This is a genomic window from Curtobacterium sp. Leaf183, from assembly GCF_001424385.1.
In the GTDB taxonomy this organism is placed as follows: Bacteria; Actinomycetota; Actinomycetes; order Actinomycetales; family Microbacteriaceae; genus Curtobacterium.
On record NZ_LMPO01000009.1, the window covers coordinates 482,047 to 507,783 of the forward strand.

Consider the following 25,737-nt stretch of genomic DNA (forward strand, 5'->3'; position numbering starts at 1 on the left):
GATCGCCCCGTGCAGCGCAACAAGCCCGCACGGGGCGGTCACGGTCGCACACACACGCAACCTCGCACCGTGCCGACACCCCGACCTCGCACCGTGCGAGCGTCGCGCGACTCAGCGCGCGTAGGCGTCGACGAAGAGCGCACCGCGGACGTCGCGCAGGGTGTCGACCAGGCGCTCGATCGTCCGACCGGACACGCCCGACACCTGCAGGTCGTGCGGACCGAGCGCCGGCAGCCGTCCGGTGCGGATCCGGATGACCTCCCATCCGACGCTGCGCAGTGCGCGGTCCTTAAGGCGGTCGGAGTCCTCGCGCGGTCCGACGTGTTCGAGCCCGTGGCGCCCCGTCGAGTCGTACTCGATCGCGACGCGCAGCTCGGGCAGGATGACGTCCGGCCAGGCCTCGACGTGGTCGTGGAAGGGCCGGTCGAGGCGGACGGCGTTGCGGTCGAACGTGAAGTCGAAGCGGTCCACCAGGGCCTGGCGGAGTTCCGCCTCGACCGCCGAGGCGGTCGCCGGTGCGCAGACGCTGACGAAGGCGTCGCCCGACGGCAGGCGCGGGGTCCTGCGGCAGATCTCGCGCTCGGCCGCCGGACGCCGGACCGTGGCCCGGCGTGCACCGGGGCGGGCCGCTCGTGTGGACGCGACCGCTCCCGTCGGCACGGCGTCCGCACCGGGTGCGCGCATCCGGCCGGCCGCCGGCAGGGTCTGACGGCCCGTCACCCGGACGGCGCGCTGCGGCGCGGGGACGACCGCCGGCCAGTCCGCGGGCAGGACGGGCCAGCGCTGCGGCTTGGCCATGACCGTGCACTCCGGGCACCAGACGGAGCGCCGTCGCTCACGCCCGGGTCGGCCGCGTTGCTCGGCAGGGGTGGCGACGAAGACGTGGCCGACGTCACACTCCCACGTCAGCAGCACCTCGGCCGCAGGCGGGATCTGGGTCAGGACGATGCCGGCGTTCCACTCCGGGTGGTACTGCCGGATGAGCACGGGGAAGGACGCCCACGCGTCACGGAACTGGCCGACGGCGTACGGCATCGGCACGCCGCGCGAGAACTGCCGGCGGCGCCACCACGCATCGACTGGCTCGACCACGTCGGGAACGGTAGGAGCAGCCACCGACACGGCGCTGCCGGACGGGAGGTCAGGCGCGGGGCGGCGACACGATCGTGAAGCGCTCGGGGCCGGCGGTCGAGCCGTCGTCGAGCACGCGGATGCCGGACTCGCGGCACGCCGTGACGCCGTCGCGGTGGACGCGCTCGGGTCGGGGTCGTCGCGGTACGCCCGCCGTCCCGAACACGGCCCACGCGTTCGGGGCAGCGGCGCTCGTGAACCGCGTGCTGTACCGGACACCGGCGAACCCCGCGGCGTCGAAGGCCCGTGCCCAGGCCTGCGGCACGCGGTAGTCGACCATCGTCTGCAGCTCGGCACCGACGCCGTGCCGGACCGCTCCGGGTGCGGTGACGTCGGCGAACCGCCGACTACGCGACGCCCGCGCCGCCACGACGACCATCTCGCGAGCACGCCCGACGAAGACCGTGTTGGTGTGCAGCGTGTGGTGGGCGAGGCGTTCCCGGACCGCGACCTCGACCGAGTCCGCCCAGTAGCAGGTGCCCCGGGGGTCGGCCAGGTCGAACCGGCCACCGTCATCGCCATCGGCGTCTGCCGGGGTGCTCGCGAACCACCACGCACCGCGGTCGTGGCGCTTGGCACGGTAGAACGTCGTGCCCCGCGACTCGACGGTGGGGAACCCGGCGAGCTCCGCCTCGGGAGCCGGCCCGCGCTGTGCGACCTCGGTCCGCCGTTCCGTCACGCGTCGGCCAGCCAGGCGCGGGCAGCACGGCGGGCGGCCCGCAGGACGGGCTCGTGCCGCCCGGCACGGAGTGCCTGGGCAGCCGTCGTGCCGCCGAACTCGTCGGCGACGGTGTTCAACCACAGTGCGCTGCCCCATGGGTCGATCCGGTCGGGGTCGAGCAGGTCGAGGACCTCGCGCAACCGAGGCAGAGGGGCACCGGACGGGCCGAACTGGAACGACGGGAAGATCCGGCTGCCGTCGCCGATCTTCAGTCCGAGCAGGTCGCCTTTGGTGCTCGCCTTGCTGATGGCCTGTCGCGTGACCCCGCGCCAGTTCGCCAGCGAAGCCGCGTCGTAGAACGGGCCGATCAACTCGTCAGCCTCGTGCTTGACCGCCGGCAGCGCGGCGACCATGCGGTCCGCCAGGGCGTCGACGTCCTCGACGGCAGCGAGCGCGTCGTCGTAGCGACCCCCGCGCAGCCGGTCCTGGATCGCGGCGAGCAGTGCCGCCTCGGCCGTCCCGGTGACCGCGCGTCGTGCTGTGGGCATGAGGTCCGCCTTCCTGCAACCGTGTCAACCAACCGTACGCTCGCACCGTCAACCGCGTCAACCAGACCGGAGCAATGGCATACCCTGGAGGGGTACCACTCCCCGGGAGGCCCCATGACCGAGCACGAGCACGGCTACATCTCGTCGAAGGACGCCTACCTGAAGCGTCTGCGGCGCATCGAGGGGCAGGCCCGCGGCCTCCAGCGCATGGTCGAGGACGAGCAGTACTGCATCGACATCCTGACGCAGGTGTCGGCGATGACGAAGGCCCTGCAGTCGGTCGCGCTCGGACTCGTCGAGGACCACCTCAGCCACTGCGTCGCCGACGCGATGGCCGACGGTGGTGACCCGGCCGCGAAAGTCCGCGAAGCCTCCGAGGCGATCGCCCGCCTGGTCCGCTCCTGACCACTCAGGCGAGCGCCTGCCGGACGTAGGCGACGACCGCGTTGGCGTGCCCGTGGCCCATGCCGTGCTCGGCCTTGAGCCAGGACACGACGGCCATGTGCGGTTCGGTGTCCAGCCGGTCGACGACGAGGTCGATCCACTCCTGCACGGGGCGACCGTAGGTCGTCTCGATGCTCGGGAAGTACGACGCCGGCCCCCGGACCTTCGTGCCGTCGGTGGGCAGCTGGGGAGCGGTCACACGATGCACGGTCATGGCGTCACAGTAGCCACGGCGCGATCTGCTCACCACCGGATCTGTGCGAAGAGCGTCATGAGCGCTGCGCCGCGGACCGGGTGGACCTGACCGACCCAGCCGATGCGCCCGAGCAGGTGCGCGCGGAAGTCCGCGTGGCCGTCGCGGTCCTGCGACGCCGGGCCGTGGACGACGCAGTTGTGCAGGATCGCGTGCAGCCGGTCGACCTCGCGGCGCCCGGGCGACGTCCGCTCGTTGACGACCACGCCCGTGACGGACTGGCGCACGCCGGCGCGACGGACGCGGGTCTTGCGGGCGTTGAGCGTGTGGCCCTGCTCGGTGACGATCCGGTCGACCCCGCGCAGGAAGGCGTCCGGCCGAGCGGCCAGCGCGTCGCCGCCGCTGAAGGTCAGGTCGTCGGCGTAGCGCGTGTAGGTGGCGTCCACGGCCGCGGCCCATCCGGCCAGGCGCACGTCGAGGTGCCGCAGCGCCAGGTTCGCCAGCGCCGGCGACGTCGGCGCTCCCTGCGGCAGGTGCGCCTCGGTGAGGGCTCGTCGGAGTGCGGTGCGCTGGTCCGGGTCGCCGCCGGGTGGCATCGCGGTGAGCACGTGGGGCGGGACGCGGTGGGTGCAGATCCCGGTGAGCACGTGTGCGAGGGGCTCGGCGAACCCGGCCGAGCGGAACACGCCGTAGACGGTCGCCGCGCGGACGTTCGCGAAGAACGCGGTGAGGTCGGCCGACAGCACGACCGGGCACCCGACGTGCTCGGCAGCACTCGACACGACGCCACGGCCCGCGATGAACCCGTGCGCGGCGTCGTGCACCGGCATCGCCGCGAGGAGCTCGTCGAGGATCGTCCGCTGGGTCCGCTTGAGCATCGCCATCGGCTTCTCGAGCAGCCGCGGGGCGCGGCCGGGGCGCTGCACCCACTCGTGACGGTGGTGGTGCAGCGCGCTCGTCGGGCCCCGGTGCCGGTTCCAGCCTTTCGTGTCGGCGAGCCAGAGCAGTCGTCCGGCGGTCAGGTCGAGTTCGCGGGCGAGCTCCGGCAGCGTGTCGACGAGCAGGCGGCTCGCCACGATCGGCCGGGCGCGGACGGCGGTCGCGCGACGGAGGAGCACCCGCACGGGGCGGAGGGGCACCCGCGAGTCGTGCAGTCGCACGAGCCGCGGTGCGCTCGCGAGCACGGCGGCCAACTGCCGGGGTGCGTCGACCGGCGCACGGGGGTACGCCTCGAGCGCGACGCCGACCGCGACGCCGACGTAGGTCCGTTCGACGCCGAGCACGTCGTACCCGGCCGCGGTCAGCTCGTCCCGGTGCCACCCCTCCGCGGCGAGGAACGCGTCGGCGAGTGCGCCTGCGACCACGGCGAGGGGCGTGGGGTTCCCGGGGGACCTGTCGGTGCCTCCGTGAGGGCGAGCGCGCGGAGCGCGCCGAGCCTCTCGGGGCGTGTGGTCCTGCTGGTCCTGCGTGCCCCGGGGTGACCCCGGAGAGGTCGGCGCGTCTCGCGCGCCGTCCGCCTCCCCCGGGAACTCCACGAGCACACCCTACGACGACCCTCCGGCACCGCAACCGCCCGACAGGAGTGAGGCCATCTGGCAGGGTCGGCTCATGGCCTCGTACTTCCTGACCCATGCCGAGGTGGTCATCGACCCCGCGGTCCCGATCGAGTCGTGGACGCTGAGCGGGGTCGGCCGCGTGCGTGCGGGCGCCGCCCACCACAGCGCCTGGGATCCTGGCATCGCTCGCATCGTGTCGAGCGCCGAGCGGAAGGCGATCGAGACCGCGGAGGTGCTCGGCCAGACGGTCGGCGTCGTGCCGGAGGTCGACCGACGGCTGGGTGAGATCGACCGCAGCGCGACCGGCTACCTCCCGCCGGAGGAGTTCGATGCGGTGGTCGACCGGTTCTTCGACCGGCCGGACGATTCGGTGCGCGGATGGGAACGAGCGGTCGACGCCCAGACCCGCATCGTCGCGGCCGTTCGAGCGCTGACGGCCGATGAGGACGTGACGCTCGTCTCGCACGGCGCCGTCGGTGCGCTGCTGCTGGCGGACCTGCGCGGTGTCCCGATCGACCGAGCGCTCGACCAGCCCGGCATGGGGAGCGTCATCACCTTCGACCCTCGGGCGTGGCGAGCACTGTCCGGGTGGACCCGGGTCACGCCCTGACCGTCGGCACCTGACCGGCAGCGGACGACATCCCGGTCAGTCAGCGACACCGGGTCCGGGCAGCCGCTCCCCCGCCTCGATCGCGACGTCGAGTCGGTTCTCGCGGGGCGGCAGTGGACACGTGGCGTGCGGGGTGTACGCGCAGGGCAGGTTCGTGGCCCGGGTGAAGTCGACGCGGGTCCGACCGTCGGCATCAGGAGCCCCCACGTCGAGCGTCCGGGTCGCCGACGTCGTGACCGTGCTGGTGCGGTCGGAGAACAGCACGTGCAGGTCGTCCCCCTGTCCGTTGAACGCCAGGAGCGTGCGCGGGCCGTCGAGGTCGAACTCGAGCGTGCCACGTGCCGCGAACACGTGCTCCAGCCCGTCGACGACCGAGCCGACCGTCACCGCACGCGGCTCGGCGAAGGAGCGGAACCGGGCCTCGACCACGAACCGGTCGTCGGGTGCGTAGGTGGGCGTACCGCGGTACGCGAGGCGCACCGGGGCGGCCGGATCGCGGGGCCGGACCAGGTCGCTCCCGCCCCGTCGGGCGACCTCGATGACGACGTCGCGGTCGTCGCGGCGCCACACGACCTGCGGTGCGGGGCTGCTGTCGAGGTCTCCGAACCGGTGCGTTCCCGTCACCAGGGAGCCGTCGACGTCGAGGCGCTCAGCAGGGTCGTCGGCGAGGACGACCACGGGTCCGTCCTGGTCGACGGACCACGCTCCGGGGACGTCGTCGAACCGCTCGGGCGTCGTCGTCAGCCACCGGATGCTCGTCACCGACAGGAAGCCGTGCTCGCTCGCACGGGCTGCCTCGTGCGCTGCGTGCCAGGTCGCCCAGCCGGTGGTGTCCGTCGTCGGGCTCGCGGTCGTCATGGTCCGACCGTACGTGCTGTGGACCAGGATGGGGAGCATGGTCAGCGCCGTGCAGCTCATCCGTTCGTCCTCGCTCAGCTCGGTCGCCGAGTACGCGTACGCCGCCACGGCACCGGCCGCGGCGCGACGCGTGTTCCTGGCGGGGTCGTGCCCGCTCGACGCCGACGGACGCACGGTCGCCGTCGGCGACCACGCGGGACAGGCGGCCGCATGCGTGGCGAACCTGCGGCAGGCGCTCGCCGACGCCGGTGCCACGCTCGACGACGTCGTCTCGACGCGGGTCCTGGTGGCGTCGACACGGCAGGCCGACCTGGTCGCAGCATGGGAGGTCGTGCGGGATACCTTCGGCGAGCACGACGTGCCGAGCACCCTGATGGGCGTCACCGTCCTGGGGTACGACGACCAGCTCGTCGAGATCGAGGCAGTCGCCGCCGTGCTCGACTGACGCGGTCAGCCCGCGCGCTCCCCCAGCCGCCTGAGGGCGCCTCGCATGCTCGGGCGTGCCCACGTCCGGACGGGAGGCCCGCGGCCGGGCCGCAACGAGCCTCCTGTCCGTCAGCGACGCGGTCGCAGGACGACGGTCGCCACCGCGGCCGCGGCGCCGAGCCACAGCAGGGGGCGCGTGACGCGCCGTCGCTTCGCGACCCAGCCACCGTCGGTGGCGTTGCCCGCGTCGGCGGGTTCGAACAGGTTGCCGTCCGTCGGTGCCTGCCTGCCGCGCAGGGCGAAGAGCTCCACCATCGGCTTCGTGATCTTGTGGAACAGCCCGGGGAACACGTACTGCAGCGGCACGAGCGACGCCTGGACGCGACCGACGAACCGGTAGCGCTTCGGGTGCAGCGCCGCCGTGACGACCGCCTTGCCCGCGCGCTCGACGGACACCGTGGGCGGCAGTGGGTGCGACGCCTTGTCGGTGTAGTTCGCGCCGTTCTGGTAGATCGGTGTGTCGATCGTCGAGGGCATCAGCGTGGTGAAGTGGATGCCGGTGTGCGCGAACTCGTCGCCGAGCACGTCGACCAGCCCGAGTGCGGCGTGCTTGCTCGTGACGTAGGCGGACTGGTACGGCGCCGACAGCAGCGACTGGATGCTGCCGACCAGCACGTAGGTGCCGCGGCCACGCTGCCGCCAGTGCGGCAACAGGTGGGTGATCGCGTAGAGGTGACCGTAGAGGTTCGTGTCGACGACGCGCTTGAACGAGTCGGTCGGGGTCTGCTCGAACAGGCCGTAGATGAACAGGGCAGCGTTGCCGACGAACACGTCGATGTGGCCGAAGCGCGTCGTGACGGTGCTGATCAGGTCCTTGACCTGGCGCTCGTCTCCGACGTCGGTGGGGATCGCGACGGCCTCGGCGCCGAGCCGGCGGCACTCCTCGGCGGCGGCTTCCAGACTGTCGTGGCTGCGGGCGGCGAGCACCACTGTCGCACCACGGCGGGCGAACTCGTGCGCGGCGGCGCGGCCGATGCCGCTCGACGCACCGGTGATGACGACGACCTGGCCTCGGAAGCGTTGTGACATGCCTCCTCGGTACGCGGGATGCGCTGACCGCGCGCACAGTCCGGAACCGCGTGGGACGATGGCGACATGACCGAGCGCGAGGGCACGAGCGACGGGCTGTCGCTCGCCGAAGCGACGGCGATCGCCGAGCATGCCCGCGAAGGCCGGCTCGAACTCGACGACCCGGAGATCCGCCGGCTGGTGGGTGAGGCGAATCGCATCCTCGTCCGCACGCAGATGTGGGGCGAGACCCCGCCGACACCGCGACGCCGGTGGAAGCGTCGGATGCTCGCGATCGGGGCGGCGGGCATCGTCCTGGTCTGGGTGATCGGTCTGCTCGGGCCGCTGTTGCTGAAGATCGCGAGCGAGTAGCGGGGACCCCCGGTCCTACCAGGGGTGGGCGATGTCACGGGCGCGGGGCGAGCCTCCTGGCCGGACGGAGCGCAGCGCGACCGTCCGACCGGCTCCGGCCGCAGGCCGTGACGGTTCCGGCGTGGCGACGAGGACCGCACACGCGGCCCCGCGGGCGACCACGTTCTCGCCGAGCGCCGTCGCGTCGACCCTCGGCAGGAGGCTCGGGTCGAGTCGGTCAGCGAGTCGCGCGCGGAGCGCGTCGAGGAGCAGCGGCCCGGCCGCACGTGCAGCGCTCCCGCCGACGACGATCCTCGGCAGGTCGAGCAGCTCGACCACGTGGACCAAGGCCGAACCCAGGGCGGTACCGGCCTCGGTGATGAGCGGGGCCGCGCCGGGCTCGCGGCAGAGGTCGTCGAACGCGGAACGGACGGCAGCGGGGTCGTCGAGCGGGATCCGCGGCGGGAGGAGCCCCGCGTCGATGCCGCGTCGGACCTGCTGAAGCGGTTGGCAGGCCTCCCACAGGGCGGTCCACCCGCCGTGCGCGTACACCGGCATCCCGCCGAACTCTCCCGCGTTGCCGGTGCTGCCGCGGACGACCTCGCCTCCGACGACGATCCCGGCGCCGACGCCGTGCCCGAGGTAGACGGCGACCAGGTCGGTGACGGTGGCGGCGGTCCACCACTCGGCGAGCGCACTGGCGACGACGTCCTTCTCGACGTGCACGGCGAGTCCGGTGCGGCGGGCGAGTTCGGCGGCGAGCGGGTAGCCGGACCAGGCGGCGAGCTGGGCGGGTGCGCCGAGGGTGGCGCCGTCCCGTTCGATGGGGCCCGGCGCGGCGACGCCGATGCCTACTACCCTGTCGGGGTCGACGTGGGAGCGGGTGACGACGTCGTCGATCGCCTGGGCCATGGCGTCGAGCGTGGTCGCCGGGTCTGCCACGTCGGCGGCGCCGAGCTGGTGCTCGGCGACCAGGCCGCCGCCGAGGTCGAGCAGCACGACGGCGACGTGCGCGGGGTCGAGGTGGACACCGACGGCGAAGCGGCCGTCGCGCGCGAGCGTGAGGCGTCGGTCGACGTCGCGCACCAGTCCGTCCGACTCCAGGCGGGCGGTGATGTTCGACACGGTCTGGGCGGTGAGGCCGGTGCGGTCACGGATGTCCGTGCGGGTGACGGGTCCGCTGCGTCGGACGAGGTCGAGGACGACGGCGCGGTTGTGCGCTCCGACGTGCGTGTGGTTCTGCCCTGCAGACATTCCGGCGTCCTCGTGGTTGACGGGTGGTGGTCGTGGTCCTTAGCATCACTGTCCAAGCGGATTTGTCAATCAATTGGATTGAATCGTCCTGGGGTTCGACCGTCCGCCAGCGGCCACACCGACGTGGCGGCGCCCGTGGTTCCACCGGCGTGGACACGGAGACCCGAAGGGACGCCCGTGACGACGACCGCTCGCCCGGCCACCGCAGTGCGACCCGCGACCTCGACCGAACGCAGGAGTCGACGCGCGGCGAAGAAGCACCCCTGGACCCCCGCCGAGAAGCGACGCCTGCGTGTGGGCATCGCGTTCATCTCCCCGTGGATCGTCGGCGTGCTCGTGTTCATCGCTTACCCGCTCGTGTACTCGTTCGTGATCAGCCTGACGCGGTACTCGGGCATGAACGCGGCGACGTTCGTCGGGTTCGGCAACTACGTCGCGGCGTTCATCGACCCGCTCGTGCACACGGCGGTCGAGAACACGCTGTTCTACGCGGTGATCGCCGTCCCCGTCGGGATCGTGGTCGCCATCGTGATTGCCCTGGCGATGAACCAGGACGTCAAGGAGATCAGCTGGTACCGGACGGCGCTGTACATCCCGTCGCTCATCCCGACCTTCGCGCTGGCGTTCATCTTCGTGGTGCTCGTCAACCCGCAGACCGGCATCGTGAACCAGGTGCTCAAGCTCGTCGGGGTGCCGGCGACCAACCTGCTCGGTGACCCGACGACGGCGAAGCTCGTCATCGTCGCGCTGGCGCAGATGGGTGCCGGCAACGCGGCGCTGGTGTTCCTGGCGGGCATGCGGGGCATCCCGAAGACCCTGTACGAGGCAGCGCGGGTGGACGGTGCGGGTCCGGTGCGCCAGTTCTTCGCGCTGACCCTGCCGCTCATCTCCCCCGCGATCCTGTTCAACCTGATCACCGGGATCAGCAACGGCCTGCAGGTCTTCACCGAGGCGTACGTGATCTCGTCCGGGACCGGTGGGTTGGGGTCGCCGGACAACGGGACGTTGTTCTACATGCTCTACCTCTACAAGAACGCCTTCAGCTACGCGCAGCTCGGGTTCGCCAGCGCGATGGCGGTGCTGCTGTTCCTGGCCGGGATGGTCCTGTCGGGACTCGTCTACTGGCTGTCCAGGCGGTTCGTGAACTACGACGTGAGCGGGGAGTAGACGATGACGCTGCAGAAGGACGACCAGACGGTCACCTCGTCCCTCGAGACGGTGCGTCCGAAGGACCGCCGGAACGCCGGAACTGACCGGTCGCGCAACGCCGACGGTTCGGTCCGCTCGGTGTGGTCGTCGATCGGCGCCCGCGTGGTGCTCATCGCGATGAGCCTGCTGTTCCTGGTCCCCATCTACTGGATGGTCATCTCCGCACTGAAGAGCAACACCGAGCTCGGCGCGTTCCCCCCGACCTGGTTCCCGCAGTGGCTGGACTGGTCGAACTTCGGGGACGCGGTCAACGCGATGCCGTTCTTCACGTTCTTCCGGAACACGCTGGTCATCACGGTGCTGGTGACGGTGTTCTCGATGGCGTCGAACATGGTGATCGCGTACGGCTTCGCGTGCATCGAGTGGCGCGGGCGGGACAAGATGTTCTACGTCGTGCTGGCGACGCTGTTCATCCCGTTCCCGGTGACGCTCATCCCGATGTTCGACCTGTACGCCCGGCTCGGGTGGATCAACACGTTCCTGCCGCTGGTGGTGCCGAGCCTGTTCGGGTCCGCGTTCTACGTGTTCCTGCTCCGGCAGTTCCTGCTGCAGATCCCGAAGGACCTGCTCGACGCCGCGCGCATGGACGGCGCGTCGGAGTGGCGCATCCTGTGGCGGATCGTCTTCCCGCAGGCCCAGGCCGCGCTGGTCACGGTCGGCATCTTCGCCGCGGTCGGTGCGTGGAACGACTTCCTCGGACCGCTGATCTACCTGCAGGACCAGAACGTGCAGACGCTGTCGATCGGGTTGCAGGTGTTCCGGCTCAACAACAGCGCCGACTTCCAGTTCAACCAGCTGATGGCGGCGGCGATCCTGATCATCCTGCCGCTCGTGGTCCTGTTCTTCTTCTTCCAGCGGACCTTCCTCAAGGGGATCCAGATCGGGAGCTTCAAATGACCGGCAGCGCCTTCGACCGCCGCACCTTCCTCCGCACGGCCGCCGCGACGGGTGGCGCCGGGGCACTCGCGTTCCTGGCGGCGTCCTGCGCGTCCGGCTCGGGTGCGCGGAGCAACCCGAACGCGGTGTCGCTCTGGGGCGTCACCGGTACCTTCGTGCCGTTCCAGACGAAGGTGATCAACCAGTTCAAGGCCCTGCACCCGGAGATCGACGTGCAGGTGAACCAGGTGCCCTCGCAGGGCACCGGCGACGCGACGAGCGTCATCACCGCGGTCCGGGGCGGGACGGCGCCGGATCTGTGGCTGCTCGACCGGTTCAGCGCCGCCCAGTACGCCGCCATCGGGCTGATCGAGCCGATCGACGAGCTCATCGAGGAGTTCGAGGACGTGTCGAAGGAGGAGTTCCTGGCCGACTGGCTCGGGTTCACGGTCGGCGAGCTGACCTACCGGGGCAAGACCTACGGGCTCCCCCACGACACCGACGCCCGCGGCATGTTCGTGAACCGGAAGATGCTCCGGGACGTCGGGGTCGACCTGGACGAGTTCGACTGGCAGCAGAACGGTCCCGTCACGTTCGACCGGGTCGCCGAGGTGAGCGACAAGGTCACGAAGAAGTCGGGCGGCAGCTACACCCACATGGGACTGCTCCCCTGGTACGGCGAGGGGTGGCCGTTCACGTGGGGCCTCGGGCTCGGCGCGAGCTACTTCGACCAGGCGGACTCGCACATGACGATGGACTCGACCAGCGTCCGGAAGGTCTACGAGTTCTACGAGGACTGGGCGAAGCGGTACGGCTACCGCGACGCCGACACCTTCATCGCGACGTACGAGCCGACCGGCCACCCGCCGGGACAGATGGCGTTCCTGCAGGACCGGATGGCGTTCATGGTGAGCGTCCCGTCCACGATCCAGACGTTCGACAACTACGGCCCCAAGGACCTGGACTGGACCATGGCGTACCTGCCGACGCAGACCGCGGGCGCCGACAAGTACACGTGGTCGGGCGGGTTCGCCCTGTGCCTGCCGAAGGGGTCGAAGAAGAACAAGGCGGTGTGGGAGCTGATGAAGTACTTCACCGGCAAGCGCGGCCAGGAGACCTACATGGTCCCGGCCACCAGCGTCCCCTCGAACATCGCCGCACTCAAGGACCCGAAGGGCTCGGCGAAGTCGATCCGGTTCTTCGTCGAGTCGATGCCCGCGTCGACCTGCCGCCCGCCGTTGCCCGTGGGCGGCCAGTGGTGGGACTCGCTCGCCGACGCCCGGTCGAGCGTGCTGCTCGGCACCGCCACCCCGCAGCAGGCGGTCGACCGCGCCCAGGCCCGCGTCGACCCGATGATGCAGACGTACTCCCCGTTCACGCTCCCGAAGGACTACGACAAGGTCCGGATCTGAGGAACCCATGCCCACCATGACCACCACCCCGATCCGCGTCGCCGTCGTCGGCTTCTGGCACGTGCACGCCGGCGACTACGCACGACAGACCGTCGAGCACCCCGGCACCGAGCTCGTCGCGGTGTGGGACGACGACCAGGACCGCGGTCGCGCGGGCGCCGAGCAGTTCGGTGTCGAGTTCGTCGCCGACCTCGACGCGCTGCTCGCTCGCGACGACGTCGACGCGGTCACCATCACGACCTCGACCGACGTGCACCGCGACGTGATCACCCGCGCGGCCCGGGCCGGCAAGCACGTCTTCACCGAGAAGCTCCTCGCCCCGACCGTCGACGAGTGCGAGGAGGTCATCGCCGCCTGCGACGCCGCCGGTGTCGCACTCGTCGTCTCGCTGCCCCGGCTGTACCACGGGTACACCCGGGCGATCACCGACGAGATCGCGTCCGGCAGGCTCGGCCAGGTGAACCACGCCCGCGTCCGGCTCTCGCACGACGGTGCCGTCGTGCCGTGGCTGCCCGAGCGCTTCTTCGACCCGACGACCGCGATCGGCGGTGCGCTGACCGACCTCGGCTGCCACCCCGTCTACCTGACCCAGCTGTTCCTCGGCGCACGACCGGACACCGTCCAGGCCGTCTACCGCTCGGTCACCGGACACGCGGTCGAGGACCACGCCGTCGTCACCGTCGGCTACCCCTCCCAGGCCATCGGGGTGATCGAGGCCGGCTTCGTCGCCGGCACCCCGTTCACGATCGAGGTGGCCGGCACCGCGGGCTGGCTCTCGTACACCGACCAGGAGGCCCGGCTCACCGCCGGTGGGTCCGCCTACGGCGACGAGCCGGTCACCATCGACGTCCCCGAGGACGCCCAGGACGCGTTCGGCCGGTGGGTGGACCACATCACCTCCGGCACGCGCGCTGACGACAACGTCGCCCGCGCCGTCGAGCTCACCCGGCTCGTCGTCGCGGCGAACGCGGCAGCCCGGGTACCGGCCACCGTCTGAGCCCGGACACGCCCCACCACCACACACCACCAGCACCAACAGGAGTCACCATGTCCACCGACCCCATCCGCGTCGGACTCATCGGCGGCGGCGGCATCGCCACCGTCCACATCGAGGGGTACGCCCAGCACGCGGACGTCATCCGCATCGCCGCCGTCGCGGACGCGTTCGCCGACACCGCCGCGGCCCGCGGCGCCGAGCTCGACGTGCCGTTCTTCACCGACTACCGCGAGATGCTCGAGCGCGCCGACATCGACGCCGTCGACATCTGCCTGCCGCACCACCTGCACCGCGACGCGATCGTCGCAGCGGCACGGGCGGGCAAGCACGTGCTGTGTGAGAAGCCGCTCTGCCTGACACCGGACGAGGCCCGCGACGTGCAGGCCGCCGTCGCCGAGGCCGGCGTCACGCTGATGTGTGCGCACAACCAGCTGTTCATGCCGGCCGTCGCGAAGGCCAAGAAGCTCATCGACGGCGGCGTCCTCGGCACCGTGTACGAGGTCCGCACGACCGACAGCTTCCGCAACGAGTTCGACCCGTCGAACATGGGCTGGCGCGCACACGCCTCGACCAGCGGTGGTGGCGAGCTCATCGACACCGGCTACCACCCCAGCTACCTGATGATGCACCTCGCCGGCGGCGTCCCGGTGCAGGCCACCGCGATGCTCTCCACGCATCGTCTGACGTTCATGGAGGGCGAGGACTCCGCGCAGGCGCTGTTCCGCTTCGACAACGGCGCCGTCGGCCAGCTCGTCACCAGCTGGGCGTACGAGCCGGCCGTCGGCACGGAGCGCTTCAGCGTCGTCGGCGAGCTCGGGTCCCTCACCAGCGACGGCACGACCCTGCGGTGGGACCTGCTCGACGGCACGAGCGAGACCGTGACCTTCGAGGACGTCGACACGTTCGCGGCCGAGATCGGCGCGTTCGGGGCCTGCCTGCGCGACGGCACCCGACCGATCCACACCGAGCGCGAGGGCATCGCCGTGCTCGGCATGATCCTCGCCGCCTACGAGGGCGCCCGCAACGGCACCATCGCCTCGGTGCTGCAGGTCGACGCGGTCCGGGCATGATCCTGCACCCCGACGTCACCGCGACGCTCCGGACCGCCGCCGACACGGTCCGGAGCGCACTCGGCGACCAGGTCGGTGCGCGGGTCGAGGAGTCCCTGACCCGCACGCTGACCGACACCGTCACGCTCGACGAGGACGGCACCGCGTTCGTCATCACCGGCGACATCCCGGCGATGTGGCTCCGCGACTCGACGACCCAGATGCTGCCGTACCTGCGGTTCGCCGGCGCCTGCGCACCGCTCGCGGACGTCCTGACCGGGATCGTCCGACGGCAGTTCCGGCTGATCGAGCACGACCCGTACGCCAACGCCTTCAACCGCACGGCCACCGGTGCGCACTGGGATGACGGGGACCTGTGCGACGACCCTCTCGTCTGGGAGCAGAAGTACGAGGTCGACAGCCTGGCGTACCCGGTCCAGTTCGCCCACCGGCTGTGGCGGGCGACCGGCCGGACGGACGTGTTCGACGAGCGCGCCCACCGGGTGCTCCGCTCCGTCGTCGACCAGTGGCGTCTCGAGACCGACCACGAGCAGTCGAGCTACCGGTTCGTCCGCGACTCGCCGCTGCCGACCGAGACCCTCGCCCGCGACGGCCGCGGGACACCGGTCGCCGTGACCGGCATGACCTGGGTCGGGTTCCGGCCGTCCGACGACGCCTGCACGTACGGCTACAACGTGCCCGAGAACCTGCATGCCGCCCAGGCCCTGCTCGCGCTGGCCGACATCGCCCGCGGTGTGTACGGCGACGACCGACTGGCCGACGACGCCGACGCCCTGCGCACGACGATCTCCGCGGGCGTCGCGGAGCACGGCGTCGTCGAGCACGACGGCGAGCGGGTCTACGCGTACGAGGTCGACGGACTCGGCGGGGTCGTGCTCATGGACGATGCGAACATGCCGTCGCTGCTGTCACTGCCCTTCGATGCGCCCGACGTCCTCGACCGCGACGTGACCGCGGCGACCCGGCGACTCGTGCTCGGACCGACGAACCCGTACTGGTTCCGGGGATCGGCGGCCGAGGGCATCGGCAGCCCGCACACCGAGCCGGACCACGTCTGGCCGATCGCCCTGTGCGTCGAGGGCATCACCGGCACCCCCGAGCGTCGCCGCGAGCTGCTCGACGTGCTCCTGGCCACCGACGCCGGGACCGGTCGCATGCACGAGTCGTTCCACGTCGACGACCCGACGTCGTACTCGCGCCCGTGGTTCTCGTGGGCGGACGCGATGTTCTGCGAGCTCGCCCTGACCGTCGTCGACGACGACGAACGACGACGACCGTCCCCGGCCTGACCCTGGTCCTGGACGCGGTCGGCGCTGGTCGGTACCGTGCCGAGGACACCGTCCGCACTGCCCCGGGAGGTCCCGTGTCCGACGACGAACCGAAGCTCGACGACATCGCGCGCCAGCGCGTTGTCCCGATCCTGCGCGTGTTCGACCACGAGCTGGCGCGGCGCTTCTACTGCGACCACCTCGGCTTCACGTGGCAGTGGGAGCACCGGTTCGAGCCGGACCTGCCGGTGTACGCGCAGGTCGTCCGGGACGGCGCCGTGCTGCACCTGTCGGAGCACCACGGCGACGCGACGCCCGGCGGCGCGGTCATGATCGTGGTGCCGGACGTCCAGGCGCTGCACGACGACCTGATCGCGCAGCACCACCCGAACTCGCGCCCAGGCCTGTCGGACGACGCGTGGGGCCGGACCATGACCGTCACCGATCCCTTCGGCAACCGGCTCGTCTTCTGGCAGCGGTCCTGACGTCGGTTCCCGCATCCGCCGACGTGGCGTCCAGGGCTCCCCGGGTTGCATGGTCCGCGAACGACGAGCACCGACAGAACAGGAGACCACCCGATGCCAACGGACCAGTACGAGTTCGGCGACCCCCGGTCGCGCTACCCGAACGTCAGCCCGGAGCCGCAGACGCAGGCCGAGCCGGGCCTCCAGTCCGAGATGACGCCGGTACCGGACCTCGGTGAGTCCAGCTACCGCGGAACCGGCCGGCTGGCCGGCCGCAAGGCCCTGGTCACCGGTGCCGACTCCGGCATCGGCGGTGCGGTCGCGATCGCGTTCGCCCGCGAGGGCGCCGACGTCGCGCTCGCCTACCTGCCGGAGGAGCAGGCCGACGCCGACCACGTCATCGAGCAGATCCGCGCAGCGGGTCGCACCGCCGTCGCGATCCCGGGCGACCTGCGGGACCGCGAGTACGCGGGCCGGCTCGTCCAGGAGGCCGTGGCCGGCCTGGGTGGGATCGACGCGCTGGTCAGCGTGGCGGGCAAGCAGGTGTGGCAGCCCGACCTGCTCGACATCACGGACGAGCAGTTCGAGGCGACGTTCGACGTCAACGTGTTCGCCCTGTTCCGCCTGGTCAAGGCGGCGCTGCCGCACCTGCAGCCCGGCGCGACCATCACGACGACCGCGTCGATGGAGGCGTACAAGCCGGCGCCGGACCGCCTGGACTACGCCGCGACGAAGGGCGCGATCAACAACTTCTCGAAGGGGCTCTCGCAGCTGCTCGTCGAGCGCGGGATCCGCGTCAACGTCGTCGCGCCGGGACCGACCTGGTCGGTGCTGCAGGTCACCGGCGGCGTCGACCCCGAGTCGCTGCCCGAGTTCGGCAGCAGCGAGTCGCCGATGGGCCGAGCGGGCCAGCCCGCCGAGCTCGCCCCGGCGTACGTGTTCCTGGCGTCGCAGGAGTCGAGCTTCGTCGCCGGCGAGACGCTCAACGTGAACGGCGGCATGGTCACGCCGTAGCGCCACGGTTCTGCGTCGAGCGCGGTCGTCCCCCGGGCGGCCGCGCTCCGTGCATCCCGTCAGCGGCGGTCGCGCTCCGTGTGCCTGGTCCAGACCAGGAACGAGACGTGCCCGAGCAGCGCGATGCCGAAGAAGACGAGTGCGACCGACCAGACACGGGCGAGCTTCGGGTCACCGACGACCAGCAGCACGATGCAGGTGACCACCGCGGCCGACAGCACGCCGACCTGGATCGTCGACCAGAGGGTCCGCCACTTGGGCTGCTGCGGTTGCGGGTTCACGGGACCCCATCCTGCCGCACCCGGCTGGCCGGGACCCCGGCGGCGACGACCAGGGCGGCACCGAGCATCGTCACGGCGGCGCCGGCCTGCCCGACCACCGCACCCGCGACCGCGGCGCCGACGGCCTGCCCGAGCACGAGTGTGACGAACAACATCGAGGTCCCGGACGGCGCGTGCTCCGCGTCGATCGCGCCGGTCCACGCGACGAGCGCACCGGTCGCCGCGGTGTAGCCCCAGCCGAACACCACGCACGCGACGAGGGCGACGGGGAGGACCGCGGCACCGACACCGAGCCCGACCGTCCCGAGCGCCACGGCGACCACGGTGATCGTCCAGGCGGTCCGCGGAGGTCGGGCGTCCAGCCAGCGCGCCGTGACCGCGACCGCTGTCCCCCCGACGCCGAGTGCGATCCACGCGACCACGGACGCCGTCCGCCCGGAGCCCGCGTCGACCAGGACGGCGCGACCGAGGTTCCACACGGCGGCGGACCCCGCCCCGAGCAGCAGCGCCGCCACGAGCAGGCCGGCGTGCCGGCGGAACCAGGTCGCGGGCGGCAACGACTTCCCTCGCGGACCGGTGGTCGCGCGGTCCTCGGGCGCCGTGTCGCCGTGGTCCGCTCGGAGCACGGCGACCCCGGCGACGACGGCGCACGCGGCGCTGACCAGCCAGGCCGTCCGCCACTCGGGCAGGAGCACGAGTGCCAGGACCCCGGCGGCGACCAGGCCCGGTCCGGTCCCGCTGTTGACGATCGTCTGCGTCCGGGGGACGTCCTGCGACGGCACACTCCGCGCGACGATCCGCACCAGTGCGGGCGATGCCAGTCCGGCGCCGGCCGAGGCGAGCACCGCAGACGCGCCGAACACCGCGGCGGACGGACTGACGGCCACGCCGATCGCACCGAGCGCCGCCGTGCCCGCGGCGGACACCACCAGGGTGCGGGGAACCCGGGCGGCGACGAGGAACCCGACGGACGCCCCGACGCAGTACATCGCGGACGCGCCGGCCGAGATCCCACCGGCGGCGGCGGCACCGAGGTCCAGGTCCGCCTGCACGTCCGGCAGCACCAGCCCGTACGCCAGCCGCACGAGCCCGTAGGTCACGGCGATGAGTGCCGTCCCGGCGAGGACCACGGTGGTTTTCGAAAACGATCGTTTCACTTCTTGGAGTCTAGGGTGCTGCCATGGCCATGCGTGCAGGAACGGAGCAGAAGCTGCTCGACGCCGCCGAGGAGCTGTTCTTCGCACACGGCATCGCCGCGACGTCCGTCGACGCGGTGCTCGAACACGCCGGGGTCTCGTCGGCGACGCTCTACCGCGGGTACGCGAGCAAGGAGGCCCTGGTCGCGGCGACGTTGACGCGTCGCCACCGCGACTGGCAGGACACCTGGACCGCTGCGGTCGAACGCTGGACGGACCCCCTCGACCGGCTGCTGGCCGTCTTCGACGCGCTCGACGACTTCCGGGCGCGGTCGGCCGCGTCCCGGTGGTGCGCGTTCCTCGGGACCGCGTCCGAGTACGCGGACGCGCCCGCCGAGATCCGCGTGGTCCTGGACGCCGAGACGGACGGGCTCCGCACGCGGCTGTCCGCGCTCGCCGAGCCCCTGGTCGGCCCGGCTGCGGCCGTCGTCGGCGAACAACTCACGCTCGTGGTCTCGGGAGCGCTCGCGATGCGGCTGCGTGACCCCGGGCACGACACCGCCGTGGCGCGGTCGGTCGCGCGGCTGCTCGTCGCCGCGGCCTGATCAGCGTCAGGGGTGGCGCGTGCCGTCGCCGGCGATCACGGCGCGGTAGCCCTCGCGGTAGGTCGGGTACGAGAACGTGAACCCGGTCGACCGCAGCAGCGCGTTCGACAGGCGCTTGTCCGGGCCGGGGGTCGCCGTGTCGTCGACCGCGGGCACTTCCGTGCCGAGCTCGGCCGCGATGAACCGGGTGACGGTGTCGAGCCGGACGGGCTCGTCGTCGGTCCCGATCACCGTCGTCGGCGGGGACGGCAGCGACGCCAGGTGGACGAGTGCTGCCGCCGCGTCGTCCCGGTGGATGCGGTTCGTCATGCGCGACCGCTCCGGCGTCGGGGCCAGACGGGCAGAGCCGTCGCGGACCTGGTCGACCAGGCGCTCACGACCGGGGCCGTAGATGCCCGACAGGCGCAGGAGCGTGGCGTCCGGGACACGGGCGCGCAGCAGCGCCTCGGCCTCGAGCAGGACGTCCGCCGTCGGTGTCCCCCCGGTGGCGGGCGTCGACTCGGTCACCTCACCCTCGCCGCCGTACACCGCGGTCGAGGACACGACCAACAGCCGCGGTGCGGCTGCGGACGACGCGATGCCGTCCAGCACGTTCCGGAGCCCGTCGACGTAGGTCGCGCGGTACGTCGCGACGTCGCGGCTGCCCGCCGCGAGCGCGACGACCACGACGTCGGTGTCGTCGTCGAGGATCGGGACGTCCTGCCGGAGGTCGACGGCGCGACCCTCGAGCGGGGCCGGGACCAGTTCCGCCCGACGACGGAGGCCGACGACGCGGTGGCCGGCTGCGGAGAACCGGAGCCCGGTGGCGATGCCGAGGTCGCCGCAGCCGGCGATGATGACTGTCACCGCTCGACCCTAGCGAACGTGGCTCACGGCTCCGGCGGCACGTCGCCGGTCATCTGCACGCGCCCGGCGTCCGCGTCCCAGGTGTAGGTCGCATCGGTCGTCCCGCTCGGGTCCGCGTTCGCGTCCGACGCACCCGCGTAGCGGTAGGTGACGGCGATGGCGTCGTCGGCGGTCCGACGCACGGTCGGCTGGAACGGGTACTGCTCCTTCGTGGCCGTGCCGAGGTACGTGCCCTCGTGGAACAGCAGGATGGCATTCGGGCTGCTCGCCGTCCCCTCGGCGACGGGGACGACGGACCAGGAGAGTGCCGCGCAGGCGTCGTAGCCGGAGGTGTCTGCCGCGGTCGCGTCCCAGCGGGCGCCGGACAGGCCCGCTGGTGCGGGCAGCGACGCCGTGGCCCGGGTGACCGCGGTGCCGGCGTCGTCCGGTCCGCACGTGGCGGACGGCGTCGGCGACGGTGCCGTGCCACCGCCTGCGGCCGGAGCGGTCGGGGTCGCCGTGGCCGTGGCCGTCGTCGTGACGGTCTCGGTCGGTCCGGGGGCGCCACCGCCCGAGCAGCCCGCGAGGGCCACGGCGACCGCGGCGGTGGACAGGAGGGTGAGGCCGATCCGGGTGGTGCGCATGCCCTCCACCCTGCCGGACGGGTGGAGAGCGACGTTGAGGAAGTCCCAGGGATTGGGTCCCGCTACTCCTCGAGCTGCAGGGCCTTGCCGCGCATCACGAGCAGCGGATCCGGGGCGACGGCGACGGACGTGTCCTTGTCCTCGTAGTCGAACTGCGCCAGGAAGTAGCGCATGGCGTTGACGCGGGCCCGCTTCTTGTCGTTCGAGCGGACGATGGTCCACGGGGCGTAGCGCTTGTCCGTGCGCTGGAACATCGCCTCCTTGGCAGCGGTGTAGTCGTCCCAGACGCTGAGCGACGCGACGTCCATCGGCGACAGCTTCCACCGTCGCACCGGGTCGAGCTGCCGGATCGCGAACCGGGTGCGCTGCTCCTTGCGCGTGACCGAGAACCAGAACTTGGTGACGTGGATGCCGGAGTCCACGAGCATGCGTTCGAACGACGGCGCCTGGTTCATGAAGGTCTCGTACTCGTCGTCCGAGCAGAACCCCATGACCCGCTCGACGCCGGCACGGTTGTACCAGGAGCGGTCGAACATGACGATCTCGCCGGCGCTGGGCAGGTGCTCCACGTAGCGCTGGAAGTACCACTGGCCCCGCTCGCGGTCGTTCGGCTTCGACAGCGCGACGACCCGGGACGTCCGGGGGTTGAGGTGCTCCGTGAAGCGCTTGATCGTGCCGCCCTTGCCCGCGGCGTCACGGCCCTCGAAGAGGATGATCGCGCGACGGCCCTCGTCCTCGAGCCAGTACTGCAGCTTGAGCAGCTCGACCTGCAGCCGGTACTTCTCGTACTCGTACTCGTCGCGGTCCATCCGCTCGTCGTACGGGTAGTCCTCTCGCCAGGTGTGGATCGGGTTGCCCTGCGGGTCGATCAGCTCCGGGTCGGCGGTGTGCGCGCTCTCGACCGTGAACCCCCGCGTCCGGAGGTCCTCGATGTACTCGCGCAGGTCCCCGACCGGTGTGGCGTCCAGCATCGCGTCTCCGTTCCCCGCGCGGGTCCGACCCGCGCGCTCTGCTCCCAGTGTGGCCATCGCGGGTGAACAGCAGCCCACCATGACGTGGACGCACGCGCCGACGCTCAGCTGCTCGGCCTAGTGTCGACAGGATGCCCTCCCCCTCGACCATGCCCGACCTCGGCCGCGACGGGTTCATCCGGGTCCGTGGTGCCCGTGAGAACAACCTGCGGGACGTCGACGTGGACGTGCCGCGCGACTGCATCGTCGCCTTCACCGGCGTCTCCGGTTCGGGCAAGTCCTCGTTGGCGTTCGGCACCGTGTTCGCCGAGGCGCAGCGACGGTTCCTCGAGTCGGTCGCCCCGTACGCCCGACGGCTCATCGCGCAGGGGTCGACCCCGCACGTCGACTCGATCACCGGACTGCCCCCGGCCGTGGCGCTGCAGCAGCGGCGCGGTGCGCCGAGCTCCCGGTCGACCGTCGGTACCCTGACGACGCTGTCGAACTCGATGCGCATGCTGTTCTCCCGCGCCGGCACCTACCCCGCGGGGGCGGACCGGTTGGAGTCGGACTCCTTCTCGCCGAACACCGTGGCCGGGGCGTGCCCCCGCTGTCACGGCCTCGGCACCGCGCACGAGGTGACCGAGCGGTCGGCCGTGCACGACGACTCGCTCAGCATCCGTGACGGCGCGATCACCGCGTGGCCCGGCGCGTGGCAGGGGAAGAACCTGCGGGACGTCACCGCGGCGCTCGGCTACGACATCGAGCGGCCGTGGCGCGAGCTGTCACGGTCCGACCGCGACTGGCTGCTCTTCACCGAGGAACAGCCCGTCGTCGAGGTCACCCCGAAGCGCGACCGCGTCGCGAAGCCGTACCGGGGCCGGTTCTGGAGCGCCCGACAGTTCATCCTGCACACCCTCGCCGACAGCCAGAGCGAGACGCAGCGCACGAAGGCCCTGCGCTTCGTCGAGTCCGGTCCGTGCGGGCTCTGCGGCGGGACCGGGCTGACCCGCGCTGCCCTCGCGGTGACCGTCGGCGGGCACACGATCGCCGCGCTGAACGGGATGCCGCTGACGGCCCTCGCCGACGTGCTCGGTCCGATCGCCACGATCACCGACGCGACCGCAGCGACGTCGCGCGCGTCGTCGGGCGAGCACACCGAGGTCGCCGTCGCGATCTCCCGCGACCTGCTCACCCGTGTCGAGGTGCTGACCGGCCTCGGGCTCGGGTACCTGTCGCTCGACCGCGCGACCCCGACGCTCTCCCCCGGCGAGACCCAGCGCCTGCGCATCGCGACGCAGCTGCGCTCCGGACTGTTCGGCGTCGTGTACGTGCTGGACGAGCCGAGCGCCGGCCTGCACCCCGCCGACGCCGAGTCCCTGGTCGAGGTGCTCGAGGACCTGCGCGCCGGCGGGAACAGCGTGTTCGTGGTGGAACACGACATGGGCATCGTGCGTCGCGCCGACTGGGTCGTCGACGTCGGTCCCGGTGCGGGCAGCGGCGGCGGCACCGTGCTGTACAGCGGCCCGGTCGACGGGCTCGCCGACGTCGAGGCGTCGGTCACCCGGCGCTTCCTGCGGCCACGGGTCGACGACACCGCACCCCGGAGCCCGCGCGTGCCGGTGGACACGCTGCAGCTCCGTGACGTCACGCAGCACAACCTGCGCGGGCTCGACGTCGACCTGCCCCTCGGTGTCCTGACCGCCGTCACCGGCGTGAGCGGATCGGGCAAGTCCTCGCTCGTCGGTGGCGTGCTCCCCCGGACCGCCCTGGACCACCCGCTGGTCGACCGCGTCGTCCAGGTCGACCAGAAGCCGATCGGTCGCACACCCCGGTCGAACCTGGCCACCTACACCGGGCTGTTCGACGCGGTGCGGTCGACGTTCGCCGCGACGGACGACGCCCGCGCCCGCGGATGGACCGCCGGACGGTTCTCCTTCAACGTCGCGGGTGGACGGTGCGAGGTCTGCCAGGGCGAGGGCTCGGTGTCCGTCGAGCTGCTGTTCCTGCCCGGCAGCTGGGCACCCTGTCCGGAGTGCCACGGTTCGCGCTACACGGCCGAGACCCTCGAGGTCCGCTGGCACGACGCGACGATCGCCGACGTACTCGCGATGACGGTGGACGACGCGGCGCCGTTCCTGGCGTCCGTGCCGGCGGCGTCCCGCGCGCTCGAGACGCTGCGGCAGGTGGGTCTGGGGTACCTGCGACTCGGGCAGCCGGCGCCGGAGCTGTCCGGCGGCGAGGCGCAGCGCATCAAGCTCGCGACCGAGCTCCAGCGCGCGCGGACCGGTCACACGCTGTACCTGCTCGACGAACCGACGACGGGACTGCACCCCGCCGACGTCGAACTGCTGACCGAACAGCTCGCACGGCTCACCGACGCGGGCAACACGGTCGTGGTCGTCGAGCACGCGATGGACGTCGTCGCGACCGCGGACCACGTCATCGACATGGGGCCGGGCGGCGGCGAGGACGGCGGGCAGGTCGTGGCGACCGGGACCCCGGACGAGGTCGCCGGGTCGACGACGAGCCGGACCGCCCCCTACCTGCGCGCGCAGCTCGGTCGCTGACCGGGGACGCTCACTTCTTGGCGGCGCACGTCACCGTGTCTGCCCGCTGCCCGGACACGTTGTCGGGCAGCGCCGCGGTCGCCGGAGGAGTCGCCGGCTCGGACGTCGTCCCGGTCGACGCTGCCGGAGCATCGGGCGTCGGCGTACCGTCGGTGCCGGAGGGCGAGGACGGTGCGGCGGACGCGGACGGGTCGCGCACGGCGGAACGGCCGAGGCTGTCCGCCCCGAGCACGACCGGTTCGTTCGCCTGCAGCGCCCGGTTGAGCGTCGCGGCAGCGTCCGGCGACTCCAGCACCCGGCCCGGGGCGTCCGGGTCGTCGTACACGGGGTACTGCACGAAGACCATGTTGGACAGCCCGACGGTGTTCACCGCGAGGGCGATCCGCGCCAGGGTCGCCGGGTCCGACAGCGTGTCGGACAGCACCATGTTCGAGAAGGCCGTGTTCGCCAGGCGGAGCACCTTGGCCGGGTTCGTCAGGGTCCCGGCGGACACCGTCTGGCGTGCGAGCGCCGCCATGAACGTCTGCTGGTTGCTGATCCGCCCGAGGTCGCTCCGGTCGCCCACGCCGTGTCGGGATCGCAGGAACGCCGCGGCCTCGGCGCCGGTGAGCTTCTGGTTGCCCGGCTGCAGGTCGAGCGCGGGCGTGACGTCGTCGTCGCGGATCGGTGTCGCCAGGCACACCTCGACACCGCCGACCGCGGTGGCCATCGCCACGACGCCGTCGAAGGTGACCTTGCCGGCGTAGTCGATCTGCAGTCCCGTGAGCCCGGCGATGGTGCTCGCCACGCAGGCCAGCCCGTGCTGTTCGCCGCCCCGGGACAGCGCGGTGTTGAGCATCGCCGCGGACGTCGCCGGGGTCGTCGAGCCCTCGTCGTTGGTGCAGGCGGGGATGGGGACGATCAGGTCACGGGGGAAGCTGACGACGGCCATGTTCGTGTGGTCGGCCGAGATGTGCACGAGGATGTTGGTGTCGTTGTTGCCGACACCGCTGCTCGCCTTGCGGTTCGCGGCGTCGTCGAAGCCCGCGCCCTGGCCGTCGCGGGTGTCGGTCGCCACGAGCAGCATGTTCACCTCGCCCGACTGGGCGGTGAGCGCGGGAGCGGGCTTGGCGGACTTGCCACCGGGCATCGCCAGCGACACCGACGGACGGGCGTGCTGCACCACCTGCCAGGTCGCGATCGCCGCCACGGAGCCGGTGCTCACCAGGACCACAGCGGCCGCGGCCGCCACCACCGCAACCGCGAAGCCGAACGGGCCGCGTCGCCGCAGCCTGCCGTGTCGGACCGCCGTCACCTGGTCGTCGTCCATGCTCCCC

The 25,737-nt window shown here is 72.0% G+C and carries 28 protein-coding genes; 14 read left to right on the forward strand and 14 right to left on the reverse strand.

The genetic code is table 11. From position 1 onward, the window contains the following. Positions 1 to 111 precede the first annotated feature (111 nt). From ASG04_RS13165 to ASG04_RS17635, 3 genes are read right to left on the reverse strand one after another with little or no spacing between them, the layout of a single operon-like run. Positions 112 to 1,092 carry a hypothetical protein gene (locus tag ASG04_RS13165; RefSeq protein ID WP_056125152.1) on the reverse strand — a complete coding sequence of 327 codons (981 nt, stop codon included), beginning with the start codon at positions 1,090 to 1,092 and terminating at the stop codon, positions 112 to 114. A gap of 49 nt (positions 1,093 to 1,141) precedes the next feature. Next, positions 1,142 to 1,810 carry an RES family NAD+ phosphorylase gene (locus tag ASG04_RS13170; RefSeq protein WP_056125155.1) on the reverse strand — a complete coding sequence of 223 codons (669 nt, stop codon included), beginning with the start codon at positions 1,808 to 1,810 and terminating at the stop codon, positions 1,142 to 1,144. Further along, positions 1,807 to 2,340, reverse strand: a complete 534-nt coding sequence (locus ASG04_RS17635; RefSeq protein WP_056125160.1) for a hypothetical protein — start codon at positions 2,338 to 2,340, stop codon at positions 1,807 to 1,809. Before ASG04_RS17635 ends, ASG04_RS13170 begins: the two co-directional genes overlap by 4 nt. A 114-nt stretch (positions 2,341 to 2,454) precedes the next feature. On the opposite strand from ASG04_RS17635, the gene ASG04_RS13180 reads away from it, so the two are divergent. Next, positions 2,455 to 2,745, forward strand: a complete 291-nt coding sequence (locus tag ASG04_RS13180) for a metal-sensitive transcriptional regulator (RefSeq protein WP_056125164.1) — start codon at positions 2,455 to 2,457, stop codon at positions 2,743 to 2,745. Positions 2,746 to 2,749: 4 nt separating this feature from the next. Here the strand turns inward: ASG04_RS13180 and ASG04_RS13185 are convergent, their stop codons facing one another. Continuing rightward, positions 2,750 to 2,998: a DUF4287 domain-containing protein gene (locus ASG04_RS13185; protein WP_056125167.1), complete on the reverse strand. Its 249-nt coding sequence runs from the start codon at positions 2,996 to 2,998 to the stop codon at positions 2,750 to 2,752. 29 nt (positions 2,999 to 3,027) lie between these two features. Then, complete coding sequence (locus ASG04_RS13190; protein ID WP_056125171.1) at positions 3,028 to 4,341, reverse strand: reverse transcriptase family protein; 1,314 nt, start codon at positions 4,339 to 4,341, stop codon at positions 3,028 to 3,030. 244 nt (positions 4,342 to 4,585) lie between these two features. Between ASG04_RS13190 and ASG04_RS13195 the strand changes: the two genes are divergently transcribed. Further along, positions 4,586 to 5,143 (forward strand): histidine phosphatase family protein, encoded by a 558-nt coding sequence (locus ASG04_RS13195; protein WP_056125174.1) that lies wholly within the window; start codon positions 4,586 to 4,588, stop codon positions 5,141 to 5,143. Positions 5,144 to 5,179: 36 nt separating this feature from the next. Here the strand turns inward: ASG04_RS13195 and ASG04_RS13200 are convergent, their stop codons facing one another. After that, positions 5,180 to 6,001, reverse strand: a complete 822-nt coding sequence (locus tag ASG04_RS13200; protein WP_056125178.1) for a DUF1684 domain-containing protein — start codon at positions 5,999 to 6,001, stop codon at positions 5,180 to 5,182. 37 nt (positions 6,002 to 6,038) lie between these two features. On the opposite strand from ASG04_RS13200, the gene ASG04_RS13205 reads away from it, so the two are divergent. After that, entirely contained in the window at positions 6,039 to 6,446 is a 408-nt protein-coding gene (locus tag ASG04_RS13205; protein ID WP_056125790.1) for a RidA family protein, read from the forward strand. Between the two features lie 110 nt (positions 6,447 to 6,556). Here the strand turns inward: ASG04_RS13205 and ASG04_RS13210 are convergent, their stop codons facing one another. Then, entirely contained in the window at positions 6,557 to 7,516 is a 960-nt protein-coding gene (locus ASG04_RS13210) for an SDR family NAD(P)-dependent oxidoreductase (RefSeq protein ID WP_056125180.1), read from the reverse strand. A gap of 66 nt (positions 7,517 to 7,582) precedes the next feature. On the opposite strand from ASG04_RS13210, the gene ASG04_RS17485 reads away from it, so the two are divergent. Beyond that, positions 7,583 to 7,867, forward strand: coding sequence for a hypothetical protein (locus tag ASG04_RS17485; protein ID WP_056125182.1), 285 nt, complete (start codon positions 7,583 to 7,585; stop codon positions 7,865 to 7,867). A 15-nt stretch (positions 7,868 to 7,882) separates the two neighbouring features. Here the strand turns inward: ASG04_RS17485 and ASG04_RS13220 are convergent, their stop codons facing one another. Then, the gene (locus ASG04_RS13220; protein WP_056125184.1) at positions 7,883 to 9,100 is read right to left on the reverse strand and encodes an ROK family transcriptional regulator; all 1,218 of its coding nucleotides are present in this window, start codon (positions 9,098 to 9,100) and stop codon (positions 7,883 to 7,885) included. 177 nt (positions 9,101 to 9,277) lie between these two features. Between ASG04_RS13220 and ASG04_RS13225 the strand changes: the two genes are divergently transcribed. The 8 genes from ASG04_RS13225 to ASG04_RS13260 all read left to right on the forward strand — a co-directional run bounded on the left by ASG04_RS13225 (position 9,278) and on the right by ASG04_RS13260 (position 17,410). After that, positions 9,278 to 10,267 carry a carbohydrate ABC transporter permease gene (locus tag ASG04_RS13225; protein ID WP_111107391.1) on the forward strand — a complete coding sequence of 330 codons (990 nt, stop codon included), beginning with the start codon at positions 9,278 to 9,280 and terminating at the stop codon, positions 10,265 to 10,267. 3 nt (positions 10,268 to 10,270) lie between these two features. After that, entirely contained in the window at positions 10,271 to 11,206 is a 936-nt protein-coding gene (locus ASG04_RS13230; protein WP_082518119.1) for a carbohydrate ABC transporter permease, read from the forward strand. Then, entirely contained in the window at positions 11,203 to 12,597 is a 1,395-nt protein-coding gene (locus ASG04_RS13235) for an extracellular solute-binding protein (protein WP_056125186.1), read from the forward strand. Before ASG04_RS13230 ends, ASG04_RS13235 begins: the two co-directional genes overlap by 4 nt. A gap of 16 nt (positions 12,598 to 12,613) precedes the next feature. Next, complete coding sequence (locus ASG04_RS13240; protein WP_056125797.1) at positions 12,614 to 13,594, forward strand: Gfo/Idh/MocA family protein; 981 nt, start codon at positions 12,614 to 12,616, stop codon at positions 13,592 to 13,594. Between the two features lie 50 nt (positions 13,595 to 13,644). Next, a complete protein-coding gene (locus tag ASG04_RS13245) occupies positions 13,645 to 14,664 on the forward strand; it encodes a Gfo/Idh/MocA family protein (protein WP_056125188.1) in 1,020 nt (339 codons plus the stop codon). Continuing rightward, positions 14,661 to 15,953 carry a glycoside hydrolase family 125 protein gene (locus tag ASG04_RS13250; protein ID WP_056125190.1) on the forward strand — a complete coding sequence of 431 codons (1,293 nt, stop codon included), beginning with the start codon at positions 14,661 to 14,663 and terminating at the stop codon, positions 15,951 to 15,953. Before ASG04_RS13245 ends, ASG04_RS13250 begins: the two co-directional genes overlap by 4 nt. Positions 15,954 to 16,027: 74 nt before the next feature. Next, positions 16,028 to 16,417, forward strand: coding sequence for a glyoxalase superfamily protein (locus ASG04_RS13255; RefSeq protein ID WP_200938512.1), 390 nt, complete (start codon positions 16,028 to 16,030; stop codon positions 16,415 to 16,417). A gap of 93 nt (positions 16,418 to 16,510) precedes the next feature. Next, entirely contained in the window at positions 16,511 to 17,410 is a 900-nt protein-coding gene (locus tag ASG04_RS13260; protein ID WP_056125192.1) for an SDR family oxidoreductase, read from the forward strand. A gap of 59 nt (positions 17,411 to 17,469) precedes the next feature. On the opposite strand, the gene ASG04_RS13265 is transcribed toward ASG04_RS13260, so the two are convergent. Then, complete coding sequence (locus ASG04_RS13265; protein WP_056125195.1) at positions 17,470 to 17,691, reverse strand: hypothetical protein; 222 nt, start codon at positions 17,689 to 17,691, stop codon at positions 17,470 to 17,472. Further along, on the reverse strand, positions 17,688 to 18,848 hold the full coding sequence (locus ASG04_RS13270; protein ID WP_056125197.1) for an MFS transporter: 1,161 nt from the start codon (positions 18,846 to 18,848) through the stop codon (positions 17,688 to 17,690). Before ASG04_RS13270 ends, ASG04_RS13265 begins: the two co-directional genes overlap by 4 nt. A gap of 23 nt (positions 18,849 to 18,871) precedes the next feature. Here ASG04_RS13270 and ASG04_RS13275 point away from each other — a divergent pair, with 23 nt between their 5' ends. Continuing rightward, positions 18,872 to 19,432, forward strand: coding sequence for a TetR/AcrR family transcriptional regulator (locus ASG04_RS13275; protein WP_056125199.1), 561 nt, complete (start codon positions 18,872 to 18,874; stop codon positions 19,430 to 19,432). Between the two features lie 6 nt (positions 19,433 to 19,438). On the opposite strand, the gene ASG04_RS13280 is transcribed toward ASG04_RS13275, so the two are convergent. The 3 genes from ASG04_RS13280 to ppk2 form a co-directional block, all read right to left on the reverse strand. Continuing rightward, positions 19,439 to 20,278, reverse strand: a complete 840-nt coding sequence (locus tag ASG04_RS13280; protein ID WP_056125200.1) for an NAD-dependent epimerase/dehydratase family protein — start codon at positions 20,276 to 20,278, stop codon at positions 19,439 to 19,441. Between the two features lie 23 nt (positions 20,279 to 20,301). Beyond that, positions 20,302 to 20,901: an LppP/LprE family lipoprotein gene (locus ASG04_RS13285; protein ID WP_156463668.1), complete on the reverse strand. Its 600-nt coding sequence runs from the start codon at positions 20,899 to 20,901 to the stop codon at positions 20,302 to 20,304. Between the two features lie 62 nt (positions 20,902 to 20,963). Further along, on the reverse strand, positions 20,964 to 21,872 hold the full coding sequence (ppk2, locus tag ASG04_RS13290; RefSeq protein WP_056125204.1) for a polyphosphate kinase 2: 909 nt from the start codon (positions 21,870 to 21,872) through the stop codon (positions 20,964 to 20,966). 131 nt (positions 21,873 to 22,003) lie between these two features. Between ppk2 and ASG04_RS13295 the strand changes: the two genes are divergently transcribed. Then, a complete protein-coding gene (locus tag ASG04_RS13295) occupies positions 22,004 to 24,421 on the forward strand; it encodes an excinuclease ABC subunit UvrA (protein WP_156463669.1) in 2,418 nt (805 codons plus the stop codon). 10 nt (positions 24,422 to 24,431) lie between these two features. On the opposite strand, the gene ASG04_RS13300 is transcribed toward ASG04_RS13295, so the two are convergent. Then, on the reverse strand, positions 24,432 to 25,730 hold the full coding sequence (locus tag ASG04_RS13300; protein ID WP_056125208.1) for an LCP family protein: 1,299 nt from the start codon (positions 25,728 to 25,730) through the stop codon (positions 24,432 to 24,434). Positions 25,731 to 25,737 lie beyond the last annotated feature (7 nt).